A 14,756-nucleotide genomic window follows, 5' to 3' on the forward strand; every position below is an offset into this window, starting at 1 on the left:
TCACTCAGGTCAGGTGGAAAGGATCGTCACGGCGGAGACGCCGGGCGCGCCGTAGAGGTGGGTGTAGCCGACGCGCGGGGTGCCGGGCACCTGACGGGACCCGGCGGTGCCGCGCAGCTGCTGGACGATCTCGTGGATCTGGCGCAGGCCGGAGGCCCCGATGGGCTCGCCGTTGCCGAGCAGGCCGCCGTCGGTGTTGACGGGGAGGCGGCCCCCGATCTCGGTGGCGCCCTCGGCGATGAGGCGTTCCTGCTCGCCGTCCTTGCAGAGCCCGTTCTCGGCCATGTGGATGATCTCGGACCCGGCGTCGGTGTCCTGGAGCTGGGCGATGTCCACGTCCTCCGGGCCGATGCCGGCCGCCTCGTACGCGGCGAGTGAGGCGTCGACCGTGGGGCTGGGCACCGGCTCGCCGACGGGCACGGACGGGCTCTGCACCTCGAACGCGCCGAAGCGGCGGCTGCGCAGGGCGGTCGCCCGGACCCGTACCGGGCGGGCGGTGTAGCGGTGCGCCTGGTCGGCGCGGCAGAGGACCAGGGCCGCCGCGCCTTCGTTGGGTCCGCAGTACATGTACTGCCGCAGCGGGTAGTTGAGTACGGGCGAGGCGAGGATCTCCTCGGGCGAGAGCGGGGTGCGGCGCCAGGCCTTGTCGTTGGCGGCGGCGTTGCCGAAGTTCTTGGCGGCGACCTTGGCCAGCGTCTCGTGGGAGATGCCGTGCTCGTGCATGTAGCGGTTGATCTTCATGCCGAAGAAGTGCGTGGTCAGGAAGAGCCCGGTCTGCCCGTACCAGGCGGGGATCCCGGCGACCGACGGGTCGGCGGCGAAGGCGCCCCGGGGGTGCTTGTCCATGCCGATGGCGATGGTCAGGTCGTGCTCGCCGGTCTCGATGGCGCGGGCGGCCATGGCGACCGCCGTGCCCGCCGTCGCGCAGCCGTTGAACACCCCGCGCAGCGGGATTCCGGTCAGGCCGAGCTTGCCGATGACCGCGTCCGGGGTGGCAACCTCCAGGCTGCCGACGTACCCGGCCTGGATCTGCGGCCAGCCCACGCCCGCGTCGGCGAGGGCCAGGCGTACGGCGTCGGCGCCCATGTCCATGGCGGACTTGCTGCCGAAGCGGCCGAAGGGATGCAGCCCGACGCCGATGATGACGGCTTCCATCACGCCTCCTGTACGAGGGCGGTCGCGGGTGCGAACGCGAAGGTCACGACCTCGGTGCCGTCGGGGTCGACGGAGTACGGCACGACCGTGAGCCGCATCTCCTGGCCGATCGCGAGCCGCTCCGGGTCGGGCTCGGTCAGCCGGGCCTCGACGATGACCTCGCCGGGCAGCTCCACGTAGCCCACGGTGAACGGGCGGAAGGTCTCGGCGGTGTCGTCGCCGTCGTACGGCGGGGACGGCGGCCGGAAGTTCTGCGTGGTGAAGGTCCACAGGACGCCCCGGTCGGCCAGCAGCCGCTGCGCGGACTCCGAGTCGCCGCAGCGCAGGCAGTGGGCGGCGGCCGGGAAGCTGATCAGCCCGCATCCGGCGCACTCCGACGCGATGAGCCTGGGTTCGGCGGCGGGCCAGGTGAAGAGGCCCTCCGCCACTGGCCTGGGTTCTGTCATCGGTGACGAGCCCTTCCCTTCGAACCGAACGTGACCCTGAACATCTCACTCGACACACTACCTATATACAGGTAGACATGTAAACTGTTTAACGGATTCCATCCGAGCCGCGCTCGGGCTACAGGAGGATGCGGAACATGACGAAGATCTGGGCCAACTCGGGGGACTCCCACGTACTGGAGCCCGACGACCTCTGGCTGGCCAGGCTGCCCAAACGGCTGGCCGAGCGCGCCCCGCGCAGCGAGCGCGGCGAGAAGTACGAGCTGCTCTACATCGACGGCGAGCGCATGGACCGCCAGCTCAACGACTTCATGGACGCCATGCGCCCGCCCGGCGCCCGCGACCTCGGCCCCCGCCTGCAGGACCTCGACCAGGAGGGCGTGTGGGGACAGCTGGCCTTCCCCTCCATGGGCTTCTGGCATGTGATGATCACCGACCGCGAGCTGGCCCGCGAGGTGGTCCGCGCCTGGAACAACTGGGCGTACGACGAGATCCTGCAGAAGAACGACCGCGTCATCACCCCGGCCTGCGTCTCGATGGCCAACGTCGAGGACGCCGTCGCCGAGCTGGAGCGCGCGGCCGAACTCGGCTTCCAGGCCGTCTTCCTGCCGACCGTCACCCGTCCCGGCGAGGAGTACGCCCTCGACCGCTGGGAACCGCTGTGGACCGCCGCCGAGCGGGCCGGCATGGTGCTCGGCTTCCACATCGGCACCGGCGGCGACACCGTCGTCTACCGGGGACCGGGCGGGGCCGTCGTCAACTACATGGAGACGACCTACCCCGGCATGCGGGTCGTGTCCCACCTGGTCGCGGGCGGCGCCCTGGACCGCCACCCCGACCTGAAGATCCTGATCGCCGAGGGCGGCGCCGGCTGGGTGCCCGCCATCGGCGACCGCATGGACGAGGGCTACCGGCAGCACGGCATGTTCGTCCGCCCCAAGCTGAGCCGGCTGCCCAGCGAGATCATCAAGCAGCAGGTGTACGCCTCCTTCCAGCACGACCGCAGCGCCGTGGAGGTCGTCGAGGCCACCGGCTACCGCAACGTCATGTGGGGCGACGACTACCCCCACCTGGAGGGCACCTACGGCCACACCCAGGAGACGCTGCGCGGCCTGTTCGCCGACGTCCCCGACGCCGTACGCGAGCGCGTCACCCGGGGCACCTTCAACGAGCTGTTCACCGTGCCCGGCGAGCCCCCGCAGGAGGAGGCCGCGCCGGCGGTCTGAAACGACAAGGGGCGGGGTCGCGGCGCCAGTCGGCGCCGCGACCCCGCCCCTTGCCGCGTCAGCCCTCCTCGACCGTGCGGGTCGGCTGAGCGGTGCGGTGTGCGTCGGCGGCTTCGCCGGTGCGGGCGTCGGTGCGCCGGCCACGCGCCAGGAAGTCACGGACGATCAACTCCACCGCGTCCTGCGGGTTCGTCGCCCCGGACAGCAGCATCACCTCGATGGCCAGGTCGGCATCGAGCGAGACGTTCACCTTGGCGGCCATGGCGGCTCCTTGATCATTGGGCTCGCCGCAGCATAAGCGGCCACCCCCGGACCCGTCAGGAGAACCGCACCCTCGGGTCCGTGCTCCCGCACGCGCACGGCCCGGTGAGGACGGTCCCCCGGATCCCGAGCGGGGTCTCTCCCAGACCGCCTGCGGCACGTCCCTCCCCCGCCGCCACGAACAGCTCGCCGTCGCGCGCGCCGACCCGCCACTCGGCGGCGTTGACGTGCGCACCCTGCCGCTCGGGGCATTCGACGGCGAGGGCGGGCCCGAGGAAGCAGATCGCCGAGGCCGTGACGCCCACGCCGCGCAGCAGGCGTACAGCGGCAGGCCTGGCCAGCAGGACAGGGGTGTCCTGGAACATCTCCCGCAGGTCGGCCGTGCCGCTGAGCCCTTCGAGGGTCTCCGCCGACAGCCCGATGATCGCGTGCGGCCGAAGCTCGCGGTGGAAGACGGCCGTGCGGCCGTGGTCCCAGCCCATGGCCTCGGCGATCGCGTAGGGCACGGCGAGCGAGCGGAGGGCGTCGATCACGGGCCGGATCCAGGGGCCCTCGAAGCCGGAGGCGGTCACCAGGGCCTGGTGTCCGGCGGTGAGTCCGTGGCCGCGCAGCCGCTCGGTGACCCACGCCGTGTCGCGGGCCAGTTCGGCCCAGGTCAGGTCGGTCTCGACGACGGTGCCGTCGGCGGCCGGGAAGCGTACGAGGTACGCGGTCTGCGGCCGGTCGAGCCCACGGGCACGGGCCAGGGTGTCGCTTCGGGTCATCAGTCCTTCACCACCCGGGGGAACTTGGCGACACTGCGGACGGTCCGCAGCAGCTCTTCCTCGGTGCGCAGCTCCAGCACCGGTTCGACGCCGGTCCGTTGCAGGACGGCCTTGTTGAGGCGCCCGGCCAGGTCGGCGGTGTCGGCGGTGACCTCGGGGTCGTAGCCGACACGGACCCGCAGCTCGTCCACCTCGCGGGCCGCGCGGACGATCTGGAAAATGCCGCCCCGGCTCTCGGGCTGCTCCTCGACCGCCTGCCAGATCTCGCGCAGGACGACGGGCCGCCCGCGTACCACCGTCTCGTCGCCGCGCCGGCCCGCGACCCACATCCGGGCGTGGGTGCGTCCGCAGCCGCAGCGCTCGCGGCTGAGCCGCACCAGGTCCTCGCTGCGGTACCGGATCAGCGGGGCGGCGAGGTTGTCCAGGTCGGTGGCGACCAGCTCGCCGACCTCGCCCACGGGGACCTCGCTCAGTGCCTCGGGGTCGAGGCACTCGGCGAACACCGTGTCCTCCCACAGGTGGAAGCCGTCGCGCTCGCGGCACTCCCAGGCGGTGCCGGTGTCGGCCGCGCTGGTGTACTCGTGGATCTCCAGGCCCCATTCGTCGCGGGCCGTGTCGCGCATCCGGCGGCTCAGCGGCTGGCCCGCGCAGGAGGCACCCTTGAGGGAGGACAGCGCCTCCCTCAGATCGTGGGTGGCGGCCAGGTGCTCCAGCTCGACCACCTGCGGGTACATCAGCTGCATGTACGCCGGGCGGTAGCGGCGCAGCGCCTCGATGACCTCGGGCATCCTGCCGAGCCAGCAGTCCACATTGACCACGACGGCGCCCAAGGCCTGGAAGCCGTAGTCCATGAGGTTGCGGAAGTTGCCGACCGTGCTCAGCACCCGGTCCCCCGGTCGCAGCCCCAGCTCCCACAGGTCCCGGATCTGCGCGGTGACCAGCGGCGGGGAGTCGCCCCAGATCTCCGCGAAGAACTCCGGGTCGCCGGTGGTCCCCGAGCTGGAGGACACCGAGGTCAGCCGCTCGGGCGGTACACAGAGCATGCCGCCGTACGGGTCCTTGGACCGTGCCCGGTAGTCGCGGATCATGGCCTTGTCGATGAAGGGGACGCGGGCCCGGAAGTCCTCCAGCGAGCGGATGTGGCGGGGGTGGACGCCATGGGCGTCCCACAGCTCGCGGTAGAAGGGCGAGTTCTCGTACGCGTACGGGACCAGCTCCAGGACGCGCTTCTCCTGGCACTCCCGGATGCGCTCCGGAGGCATGGTCTCCACCTCCGGCTCGAAGTACCGATCCGCGGACATGGCCCCTCCTCACCGCCGGCTGCCTGTTTCCCCAGATACTCGATGCATACAGAGCAATGAGTCAACGGATTCTCCCAAAAAAGATGAATCCGCTATACAGTTAACTTCTTCCACTGATTATGAGCGAAGCTACGGAGGCCGCCGTGAAGATCGTCGTCTGCGTCAAGCACGTCCCCGACGCCACCGCCGACCGCGGGTTCGAACCGGACGGCACCACCGACCGCGAGTCGGTCGACTCGCTGCTGTCCGAGCTGGACGAGTACGCGGTCGAGCAGGCTCTGCGGATCGTCGAATCCGGGGTCGACGCCGAGATCACCTATCTGACCGTCGGCCCCGACGAAGCCAAAAGCGCCCTGCGCAAGGCCCTGGCGATGGGCGGCGACCGGGCTGTCCACGTCAGCGACGAGGGTATCGCGGGCACCGACGCCCTGGGCACCTCCCTGATCCTGGCCAGGGCCGTCGAGCGGCTGGGCTTCGACCTGGTCCTCACCGGCATGGCCGCCACCGACTCCACGATGGGCGTGGTCCCGGCGATGCTCGCGGAGCGCCTGGACGTCCCGGGGATCACCTACCTGGACGAACTGCAGGTCGAGGCCGGGTCGGGGACCGTCACCGGTCGCCGTGAGGCCGAGTCCGCGACCGAGCGGATCAGCGCATCCGTACCAGCGGTGGTGTCGGTCACCGACCGCACCGGCGAGGCCCGTTACCCCTCCTTCAAGGGGATCATGTCGGCCAAGAAGAAGCCCCTGGACACCCTCGGCCTGACCGACCTCGGCATCGACCCCGCGCGGGTCGGCCTCGCCGCCGCCCGGTCGGCCGTCGACAGCGCCGCCAAGCGGCCCCCGCGCGTCAAGGGCGAGGTCCTGCCGGACGAGGGCGACGGCGGCGTGGTCCTGGCCGCGTTCCTGGCCTCGCGCAAGTTCATCTGACCAAGACCCCAAGGCCCCATGACCCCAAGGAGAGAGACAGTCATGGCCGAGATCCTCGTCCTCGTCGACCACGTCGACGGTGCCGTGCGCAAGCCGACCCTCGAACTGCTGACCCTCGCCCGCCGCCTCGGCGAGCCCTCTGCCGTCTTCCTGGGCCGGGGCGCCGACGCCGCGACCACGGTCCTGGGCGAGTTCGGCGCCCGCAAGGTCTACGTCGTGGACGCCCCCGAGGTCGACGCCTACCTCGTCGTCCCGGCGGTCGACGCGATGACGCGAATAGCGCGTACCGCCGAACCGGCGGCGATCCTGGTCCCCTCCTCCCGCGACGGCAAGGAGATCGCCGCCCGCCTCGCAGTCCGCCTGGACTCCGGGCTGATCACCGACGCGGTCGACGTACACCCGGGCGAGAGCGGCCCCGTCACCGAGCAGTCGGCCTTCGCCGCGACCTACCTGGTGAAGGCCCATGTCACCGAGGGCGCCGCGATCATCACCGTCAAGCCCAACGCCACCACGCCCGAGCCCGCACCGGCCGCCCCCGAGGTGGAGCACGTCACGGTGGAGTTCTCGGCGGCGGCGACCGGGGTCACGGTGCTCTCGCGCACCCCCCGGGAGAAGTCCGACCGGCCGGGTCTCACCGAGGCCGACATCGTCGTCTCCGGCGGCCGGGGTGTGAACGGCGCCGAGAACTTCGCCCTCATCGAGCGCGTCGCCGACGCCCTCGGCGCCGCCGTCGGCGCCTCCCGCGCCGCCGTGGACTCCGGCTGGTACCCGCACTCCCACCAGGTCGGCCAGACCGGCACCCAGGTCTCGCCGCAGCTCTATCTCGCCGCCGGCATCTCCGGCGCCATCCAGCACCGCGCGGGCATGCAGACCTCCCGCACCATCGTCGCCGTCAACAAGGACGAGGAGGCCCCGATCTTCGACCTGGTCGACCACGGCGTGGTCGGCGACCTGTTCAAGGTCCTGCCGCAGCTCGCCGACGAGATCGCCCGGCGGAAGGGCTGAGCCGGGACATGGACTTCGCACTCGACCCCGAGCAGGAGGAACTGCGCCGCACGGTACGGGCGTTCCTCGAAGACACCTCCCCCGAGTCCGAGACGCGGCGGCTGATGGAGACCGAGGCCGGCTACGACCCCGCGCTGTGGCGGCGGATGGGCTCGGAACTGGGCCTGCAAGGGCTGGCCATCCCCGAGGAGTACGGCGGGGCCGGCTGCGGGCCCATCGAAACCGGCCTGGTGCTGGAGGAGATGGGCCGCGCCCTGCTCTGCGCCCCCTACTTCGCCTCCGCCGTCCTGGCCACCACCGCCCTCGTCCGCTCGGCCGACGAGGACGCCCGCAAGCGCCTTCTCCCCGGCCTCGCCGCCGGTGAACTCGTCGGCACCCTCGCCCTCACCGAGGACTCCGCCCGCTGGGACCCCGAGGGCGTCGCCCTCACCGCGCGCCGCCACGGCGACCGCTGGCTCCTGTCCGGCCACAAGACCTTCGTCCTGGACGGCGCCACCGCCGACCTCGTCCTCACCGTTGCCCGTACGCCCGAAGGCATCGCCGTCTTCCTCGCCGACGGCGACGCCCCCGGCCTCACCCGCACCCCCCTGCCCACCCTCGACCCGACCCGCCGCCAGGCCCGGCTGGAGTACCGGGACGTGCCCGCCGCTCTGTTGCGTACGCCCGGCGACGGCTGGGACCTCGTGTCGGAGGTACTGGACCGGGCCGCCGCCGCGCTCGCGGCCGAGCAGGTCGGCGTCGCCGCACGCGCGCTCGACATGGCGGTGGAGTACGCCAAGGTGCGCCAGCAGTTCGGCCGGGCCATCGGTTCCTTCCAGGCGGTCAAGCACCTGCTGGCCGACGTCCTGATGGAGGTCGAGTCCGCCCGCGCGGCCGCGTACTTCGCCCTGCTCTCAGCCGACGCCGAAGCCCCGGACCTCCCATCGGTCGCCAGCCTCGCCAAGGCCTTCTGCTCCGACGCGTGCCTGACCGCCGCCTCCCAGAACATCCAGGTCCACGGCGGCATCGGCTTCACCTGGGAGCACCCCGCCCATCTCTACCTCAAGCGCGCGAAGACCTCCCAGCTGCTGCTGGGCGACCCCGCCTACCACCGGGAGCTGCTGGCCCGGCGGATCGGGGTCTGAGCGCCGCGACGGGCTGCGCTCACGATGTCCGTGACGATGCGGCCGGGAAACATAGCGAGGGCGCCCGGCCGGGGTTCCGGCCGGGCGCCCTGTGGCGGGTGGTGCGGGGGTCACATCCGGGAGTAGCTCCGGGCGGTGATCGTGTCGAAGGGGAGCCAGAGCACAGGGGTCGCGGTCGGCGGGCTGCCAGGTGTCGTCTGGAGGGTGCCCAGGTCCGTGGCGCTGAGAGCCTGCCGGTAGATACGGACCTCGTCGAGAGAACCGTTCAGGGTCTGGGTGCCGTCGGGCTTGCCGCCCAGGCGGAAACCGTCAATCGCGAAGGTGTCGGTGGCGGTCAGGGCGCCGTCGCCGAGGTTGGCGGTAGCGGTCTGGGAGGCCACGTTGTCCACCGCGAGTGTCACGGAGTCGCCGGAGCGGACCAGGGTCACGTGGTGCCACGCGTTGTCCCCGAAGGCGGCCCGGCTCATATTGACATCCGGGGCCAGGACGCGGGCTCCGGAGGCACCGGTTTCGATGTCGGCGTAGATGCCGTCGTTCGCCGGGCTGGCGCGGATCCAGACCTGGCGCTCCACGCTGCCGGCGCCGTAGGCCCACAGGAGGACTTGATCCGGCGTGGCGGTCGTGGCGGTGGCCGTCGCGGCGTACTTGAACCACAGCGAGAGGGTGAAGTCGGAGGTCTCGCCCTGCCGGGGCGGTTGCGTCGAGGGGGCTACTGCCTCGGGTGCCAGCGCGAGGCTGGGGCTGTACGGCACCAGGGCGGCGGCTCCGGCTGTACCGTCCAGACGCAGCCCGGTGTCGAGCTTGCCGGCGGTGTCGATGCTCCCGCCGTTCAGCACATAGGCGTTGTTGCACCAGCCGGAGTGATCGGGGGTCGCCGGAGTGGTCTCGGGGGCGGCCCGGTTTGCCGGGATCGAGTACATGTACTTGCCGTCGAAGCTCCAGCGCACCGACAGACCAGATGTCGGGGAAATCGCTCCGCCCGTGGCGACCGCGCTGCGTTCCGTGGCGCTGAGGGCGTGGTCGTAGAGGCGGAACTCGTCGAGGTCACCGTCGAGGATCTTGGTTCCGTCGGGCTTGGACCCCACCCTGACGCCGGTGATACCGCTTGCCTTGGTGCCGGTGAGGGTACCGCTCAGGGCGGCGGAGGCGGTCGCCGACTCCTGGAGGACGGGCGCATCCTTCTCGCCGCCCCAGACGTCGAGCTGAACGGCACTGCCGTGACGTTGCAGCATGAACACGTGCCACTGTCCGTCACCGAAGTCCTGTCCGTTGGCATCGGTCTCCACTTGCACAAGGGAGCCCGTGTCCGACTCGACCGCGGCCAGCAGCGTCGTCTTCCCCGTGGACTTGTATATCGCCTGGACCCAGAGTTGTGCCGGTCTCGCCCCGTTGGGCCCGTAAGCCCACAGAAGGGCGCGCTGGCTGGTGCCCGAGGCGGAGCCGGAGAACTTGAACCACATCGCGTAGGTGAAATCGCGATCGGCGACGTCCAGCGCCGGCGTGAGCTCCGAGGTGACGGCGGGAAGTGCGGAACTCACCGGCAGCGCATCAGTGAACCTGCCACTCGTGGTGGCTCGGGTGCCCAGGATGGTGCCGTCGGTGCAGTTGCCGGACTCGTCGTCGGTACCCGCGATGTTCGTGGTGCTCACCGCGGTGGTCTGGTCCAGGGCCTGGAAGGGCAGGCGCACCACGAGGTTGGCGTTGGCGGCGGTGTCCGCCGCCGGGTCGGTGGACCCGCTCACCTTGTCGCGGCTGGTGTCGGGGGTGGCCAGCGAGGCCCGCTGGGCGGAGGTCAGCGCGCCGCGGTACAGGCGGAACTCGTCGATCTTCCCGACGAAGGGGCTGGAGGCGTCGACGGGCCTGGCGCCGATCCGGATACCGAGGGGGCCGCCGGTGGGGGCGCTGGAGACATCACCGGTGATGGCACCGGTCGGCACCCCGACGGGACCGCTGTCGACCTGGACGTTGAGCTGGCTTCCGGCCCGGGTGACCGTGACGAAGTGCCATTTGTTGTCGCCGAAGGCGCAGGCGCACGACGTGTCCGTGAGTGTTGCGCGGGCCAGGTCGGTGTCACTGCTCTGTGCCCAGGCGTACAACTGGTTGTTCTTCGGCTGGGTTCTGAGCCAGACCTGCGGTTCTGTGGTTCCGGTGGCGTTGGACCAGAACAGGATGTGGTCGGGCTCGGTGGCGGGGTTCGTCTGCGCCTGGTACTTGAACCACATCGAGTAGGTGAAGTCACCTGTCCCCGTGCGCAGTGACCGGGCGTACGGAACCTCGGCGTAGCCACCCGCGGTGAGGGCGAGGTTGTTGTTGTTGACGGCGGCGTCGCTCGGCCCACGGAGCTGGTCGGTGTTGCTCAGAGTCGCCGCGGTGGAGCTGAGGTAGCCGTCGTTCGCCTGCGGGGAGGCGTCCGGAGTGGTGGCGTCGAGGGTGGGAACCGCCTGTGTCGACGTACTCGCGGGCGGTGACGCGTTGCAACCGGTGGCGAGTTGCACCTGGGAGAAGCGGGTGAAGCGGATCTCGTTGGCGGAGTAGCTCGCCCCGGCCTCGTAGAGCAGACCGATCTCGTTGTCCGCGAGCAGGGCCAGGTCGGAGTAGCCCGCCCGGTCGGCGGAGCTGACCACCTTCCCGGCGGGGTTCCAGACGCCTTCGCAGCGCGACCAGATGGTCATCGTGGTCTTCGCGGGCTGGTTGCTCGCGTTCAGGTCGGCCGGGGCGGACAGCAGGACTTCCTCCTTCAGGTTTTGGGAGGCGTCCGCCTGCTGCACCGTCAGGACGGAGCCCTGGATGTCGCCCGGCGACGGCATGGACGGGTCGCCAAAGACTCCGACCGGCGGGACCCCGTTGTCCGAGGGCTTTTCGGCGGTGGTGTAGCTGAGCCTGTGCTTACCGGCGATGCCTTCATTGCGGGCCGCCAGAAAGACCTCACCGCCTGCCACCTCGGTCACGCTCACCTCGGAGGGCTTTTTCGCATCGGCCACGTACGAGTTCGCGGCCGGCGCGGCTTTCCACTGCGGAGTCCCGGCACCCGGGTCGAGGTAGAGGTAGCCGGCGTAGACGCCGCCCCCGGACTGCTGGTGGACACCCACGACGAGTCGGTTCTTATGCGCCCCTTGGGTGAGCTGCACACCGTGGCCGGGGCCGGTCGCGAACCAGTCCGACGCGACGGGAGAGGGGGCGAGACTGACGTTCAGCGCGGTGGGAGCGCTCCAGGTGAGCCCGTCGTCCCTGCTTTCCTGCACCCAGGGGATCCGGGGAAAGCTGTAGTTGACCGGGTTGGAGGTGGAGAGCAGGTAGATGCGGTGGTTGACCGCGTCGACCACCGGCGCGGGATTGCTCCGGGTGACCGGCGATCCGGCCTCGGTGCCGGCCGGGACCACCGCGCCGGTTCCGTAGGCCCCGGGCGCGGTGTCGCCGCTGGCGACGACCTTGATCGGCCCCCAGGTGCGGCCGTCGTTGGTGGACCGCCGCATGACGATGTCGTTGTCGCCACGGTCGCCGCAGGACTGCGTCTTGCGGCCCTCGGCGAAGGCGAGGAGCGAGCCGTCCCCCGTACGGACCAGCGCGGGTATGCGGTAGCAGCCGTAGCCGCCCGTCCCGGCCTGGAAGAGGATCTGCTGCGGCGTGTTGCCGATGGACTGGGCTTTCGTGGAGTTGGCGACGCCGGCTGCCACGGCCTGGGGCGCCACGCCGAGACTTCCCGCCAAGCCGAGGGCGAGGCCAAAGGAGAGAAGAGTGGATCGCCACCGTGGCCGACCCCGGCTAGGGGTGGCGGGGGCCGGACGGGCGGCCGGATCCGCCGAGCTTCCTGAGATCGTTTTCACCGCGCAAGCGTACTGATCCACTGGCCTCGATCATTTATGAGTCCCCGTCGGTTCGCTGACGGGGGCTCTCTGTTTGTGTGGTGCGGTCTCTTTGGGGCTGGGGCTGGGGTGGTGCGGGTTGTCCGGGCGGTTGAAGTGGCTGGTCAACCAGGGTTCGGCAGGCTCTGGAGCTGGTCGATCACCCGAGTGATGATCTCGGTCCAGGGCCATCGGTCGGACAGGCGGAGCCAGTGGCAGCGGCCGGTGGTGACGAGCTGAGCGACGGCGGAGAAGCGGAGAACAGGCGCAGGCGTAGTTACGGACCGTCTCGACCAGCAGCACCGCCCCGGTCCACGCGGCGCGCGCGTAGTGCTCCAGCAGCGCGATGGGCTCCTCCCCGGACGCGGGCCCGTCCAGCGCCGGACCGACGCCGAAGAGGGCCGCGCGCCCGCTCAATACGTCCGCAGCCCCATGCTCCGGGCGATGCCGTTCCGCTGGATCTGGCTGGTGCCCCCCGAAATCGTGGCCACGATCGACTCCCGGTACCGGAAGCTCATCACGCTCTCCGTGGAGAAGCCGTGTCCCGCGCAGACCTGCATGCCGAGCCGCGCGGCGGCGACGTACGTCTCCGAGCCCTTCAGTTTGGCCATCGATCCCTCGCGGGTGCAGGGCAGCCCCTTTGCGAGCAGCCACGCCGCGCGGTGCGCGAGGAGCCGCGCGGAGTCGATCTCGGTCTGGAGGTCGGCCATGGCGTGGGCGAGGGCCTGGAAGTTGCCGATGGGGCGGCCGAAGGCGTGCCGGGTGCGGGCGTATTCCAGCATCTCGTCGAGGGTGGCCTGGGCGGCGCCGAGGTAACCGCCGCTGATGATCACCTTCTCCAGCTCGATGTTCGAGAGCATCACCTTCCAGCCCTCGTCCTGGGGGCCGACCAGGTTCTCCCGGGGCACCACCACATCGTTGAGGAACACCTCGTTGGTGCCCAGGATGTGCCGGGCCAGCGTCGGCGTGCGGCGCACCTCGACGCCCTCGCTCAACGGGTCGACGAGCAGCAGGCTGATGCCGCCGTGCTTGGGCTCGCGGGGCCCGGTGCGCACGTAGGTGGCGATGGTCGTGTCCGGCAGGCCGGCGCCGGTGCACCAGGCCTTCTGGCCGCGTACGACGAAGTGGTCGCCGCGGTCCTCGGCGGAGGTGCGCAGGGCGGCCGCGTCGGAGCCGCTGTCGGGTTCGCTGAGGCCGACGGCGAGGCGGTGACGGCCCGTCATGACGGCGTCGCGGATGAAGGCGCGCTGGGCCTCGCTGCCCCAGCGGAAGACCGTGATGCCGGGGATGAGTACGCCGATGTAGCACATGGCCACGTCGAAACTGGCCCGGCCCAGCTCCTCGGCGATCAGGATCAGTTCCAGCGGCCCGCCGCCGTCGCCGCCCTCCTCCTCGGCGAACGGCAGGGAGAACCACCCCAGATCCGCCATCCCCTTGAACAGCTCGTGCGGGACGGCGGACTGCTCGTCCCACTCCTTCGCCTTCTCGGGCGGGCAGACGTCCGCGACGAACTCACGTGCGGTCGTGCGCAGCATCTCCTGCTCGTCGGTCAGACCGAAGTCCACGTCGGCTCCTCCCTTAGACTGTCATTGCAATTATATACCTTATTATTCTACGTTGGACGACAACAGAAGCGTGGAGGATCCGTATGAAGGTCGACGGCAAGATCAGCAAGTGGAGCACCACCGAGCTCATCGAGGAGGCCCGGAGGCACGAGAAGGCCGGCTACGACGGCCTGTGGGCCTCCGAATCGAGCCATGACCCCTTTCTCCCGCTCCTCCTCGCCGCCGAGCACACCGAACGCCTGGAGGTCGGCACCGCCATAGCCGTCGCCTTCGCCCGCTCCCCCATGCAGCTCGCCTACACCGCCCACGATCTCCAGACCTACTCCGGCGGCCGCTTCACCCTCGGCCTCGGCAGCCAGATCAAGCCGCACATCGAGCGCCGGTTCTCCATGCCCTGGAGCCATCCCGCTCCGCGCATGCGGGAGTTCATCAGCGCCATGCACGCGACCTGGGCCGCCTGGAACGACGGCGCCAGGCTCGACTTCCGCGGCGACTTCTACACCCACACCCTCATGTCCCCCTTCTTCTCGCCCCCGCCAGTCCCCCAGGGCCCGCCCAAGGTCTTCCTCGCCGCCGTCGGCGAAGCCATGACCCGCGTCGCCGGCGAGGTCGCCGACGGCATGCTCGCCCACGGCTTCACCACCGAGCGCTACCTGCGCGAAGTCACCCTCCCCACCCTGGAACGCGGCCTCACCGCCTCCGGCCGCACCCGCTCGGACTTCTCCATCAGCCACCTCCTCCTCACCGCCACCGGCCGCACCGAGGAGGAGATGGCCCGCGCCATCGACGGCACCCGCCGTCAGATCGCCTTCTACGGCAGCACCCCCGCCTACCGGGGCGTCCTCGAACTGCACGGCTGGGGCGACCTGGGCGACGAGCTCAACGCCCTCTCCAAGTCCTCCCGGGACGACAGGTGGCACGCGATGGGCACCCTGATCGACGACGAGGTGCTCAACACCTTTGCGGTGGTCGCCGAGCCTGAGCGCGTCGCGGCCGAGATCCGGAGCCGCTTCGACGGGGTCGTGGACCGGGTGTCCTTCTACACCGCGTACGACATCGACGGGGCGGTGTGGGAGCCGATCGTGCGGGAGCTGCGGGACGCGCGGCCGGTGGGCGGCTGACCGGCGATACTCGCCGC

At 70.7% G+C, this 14,756-nt stretch carries 12 protein-coding genes; 5 read left to right on the forward strand and 7 right to left on the reverse strand.

What is annotated here, in order from left to right:
* Positions 1-9 precede the first annotated feature (9 nt).
* Positions 10-1,158, reverse strand: a complete 1,149-nt coding sequence (locus OG607_RS07645; protein ID WP_405720318.1) for a thiolase family protein — start codon at positions 1,156-1,158, stop codon at positions 10-12.
* Positions 1,155-1,601 (reverse strand): Zn-ribbon domain-containing OB-fold protein, encoded by a 447-nt coding sequence (locus tag OG607_RS07650; RefSeq protein WP_405720320.1) that lies wholly within the window; start codon positions 1,599-1,601, stop codon positions 1,155-1,157. Before OG607_RS07650 ends, OG607_RS07645 begins: the two co-directional genes overlap by 4 nt.
* A 137-nt stretch (positions 1,602-1,738) precedes the next feature.
* Here OG607_RS07650 and OG607_RS07655 point away from each other — a divergent pair, with 137 nt between their 5' ends.
* The gene (locus OG607_RS07655) at positions 1,739-2,827 is read left to right on the forward strand and encodes an amidohydrolase family protein (protein WP_405720322.1); all 1,089 of its coding nucleotides are present in this window, start codon (positions 1,739-1,741) and stop codon (positions 2,825-2,827) included.
* Between the two features lie 58 nt (positions 2,828-2,885).
* Here OG607_RS07655 and OG607_RS07660 read toward each other — a convergent pair whose 3' ends face one another.
* The 3 genes from OG607_RS07660 to OG607_RS07670 are packed head-to-tail and all read right to left on the reverse strand — an operon-like array spanning position 2,886 to position 5,153.
* On the reverse strand, positions 2,886-3,089 hold the full coding sequence (locus tag OG607_RS07660) for a hypothetical protein (RefSeq protein WP_405720324.1): 204 nt from the start codon (positions 3,087-3,089) through the stop codon (positions 2,886-2,888).
* Positions 3,090-3,144: 55 nt separating this feature from the next.
* On the reverse strand, positions 3,145-3,852 hold the full coding sequence (locus OG607_RS07665) for a hypothetical protein (RefSeq protein ID WP_405720326.1): 708 nt from the start codon (positions 3,850-3,852) through the stop codon (positions 3,145-3,147).
* The gene (locus tag OG607_RS07670; RefSeq protein ID WP_405720328.1) at positions 3,852-5,153 is read right to left on the reverse strand and encodes a phenylacetate--CoA ligase family protein; all 1,302 of its coding nucleotides are present in this window, start codon (positions 5,151-5,153) and stop codon (positions 3,852-3,854) included. The genes OG607_RS07665 and OG607_RS07670 overlap by 1 nt, the downstream gene beginning before the upstream one ends.
* A gap of 119 nt (positions 5,154-5,272) precedes the next feature.
* Between OG607_RS07670 and OG607_RS07675 the strand changes: the two genes are divergently transcribed.
* From OG607_RS07675 to OG607_RS07685, 3 genes are read left to right on the forward strand one after another with little or no spacing between them, the layout of a single operon-like run.
* Entirely contained in the window at positions 5,273-6,082 is an 810-nt protein-coding gene (locus OG607_RS07675) for an electron transfer flavoprotein subunit beta/FixA family protein (protein WP_405720330.1), read from the forward strand.
* A 42-nt stretch (positions 6,083-6,124) separates the two neighbouring features.
* The gene (locus tag OG607_RS07680) at positions 6,125-7,087 is read left to right on the forward strand and encodes an electron transfer flavoprotein subunit alpha/FixB family protein (protein ID WP_405720332.1); all 963 of its coding nucleotides are present in this window, start codon (positions 6,125-6,127) and stop codon (positions 7,085-7,087) included.
* A gap of 8 nt (positions 7,088-7,095) precedes the next feature.
* Positions 7,096-8,211, forward strand: coding sequence for an acyl-CoA dehydrogenase family protein (locus OG607_RS07685; protein ID WP_405720334.1), 1,116 nt, complete (start codon positions 7,096-7,098; stop codon positions 8,209-8,211).
* Between the two features lie 110 nt (positions 8,212-8,321).
* On the opposite strand, the gene OG607_RS07690 is transcribed toward OG607_RS07685, so the two are convergent.
* A complete protein-coding gene (locus OG607_RS07690) occupies positions 8,322-11,900 on the reverse strand; it encodes a LamG-like jellyroll fold domain-containing protein (protein WP_405720336.1) in 3,579 nt (1,192 codons plus the stop codon).
* Positions 11,901-12,466: 566 nt separating this feature from the next.
* A complete protein-coding gene (locus tag OG607_RS07695; RefSeq protein WP_405720338.1) occupies positions 12,467-13,618 on the reverse strand; it encodes an acyl-CoA dehydrogenase family protein in 1,152 nt (383 codons plus the stop codon).
* Between the two features lie 83 nt (positions 13,619-13,701).
* Between OG607_RS07695 and OG607_RS07700 the strand changes: the two genes are divergently transcribed.
* On the forward strand, positions 13,702-14,739 hold the full coding sequence (locus OG607_RS07700; RefSeq protein WP_405720340.1) for an LLM class F420-dependent oxidoreductase: 1,038 nt from the start codon (positions 13,702-13,704) through the stop codon (positions 14,737-14,739).
* Positions 14,740-14,756 lie beyond the last annotated feature (17 nt).

Origin of the sequence: Streptomyces sp. NBC_01537 (genome assembly GCF_045040445.1) — a bacterium.
Classification (GTDB): domain Bacteria; phylum Actinomycetota; class Actinomycetes; order Streptomycetales; family Streptomycetaceae; genus Actinacidiphila.

Excerpts from the sequence above, each read along its gene's own strand:
- OG607_RS07655 (WP_405720322.1), top strand. The coding sequence starts at position 1,739 with ATGACGAAGATCTGGGCCAACTCGGGGGACTCCCACGTACTGGAGCCC.
- OG607_RS07670 (WP_405720328.1), bottom strand. The coding sequence starts at position 5,153 with ATGTCCGCGGATCGGTACTTCGAGCCGGAGGTGGAGACCATGCCTCCG.
- OG607_RS07680 (WP_405720332.1), top strand. The coding sequence starts at position 6,125 with ATGGCCGAGATCCTCGTCCTCGTCGACCACGTCGACGGTGCCGTGCGC.
- OG607_RS07685 (WP_405720334.1), top strand. The coding sequence starts at position 7,096 with ATGGACTTCGCACTCGACCCCGAGCAGGAGGAACTGCGCCGCACGGTA.
- OG607_RS07700 (WP_405720340.1), top strand. The coding sequence starts at position 13,702 with ATGAAGGTCGACGGCAAGATCAGCAAGTGGAGCACCACCGAGCTCATC.
- OG607_RS07665 (WP_405720326.1), bottom strand. The coding sequence starts at position 3,852 with ATGACCCGAAGCGACACCCTGGCCCGTGCCCGTGGGCTCGACCGGCCG.
- OG607_RS07650 (WP_405720320.1), bottom strand. The coding sequence starts at position 1,601 with ATGACAGAACCCAGGCCAGTGGCGGAGGGCCTCTTCACCTGGCCCGCC.
- OG607_RS07675 (WP_405720330.1), top strand. The coding sequence starts at position 5,273 with ATGAGCGAAGCTACGGAGGCCGCCGTGAAGATCGTCGTCTGCGTCAAG.
- OG607_RS07660 (WP_405720324.1), bottom strand. The coding sequence starts at position 3,089 with ATGGCCGCCAAGGTGAACGTCTCGCTCGATGCCGACCTGGCCATCGAG.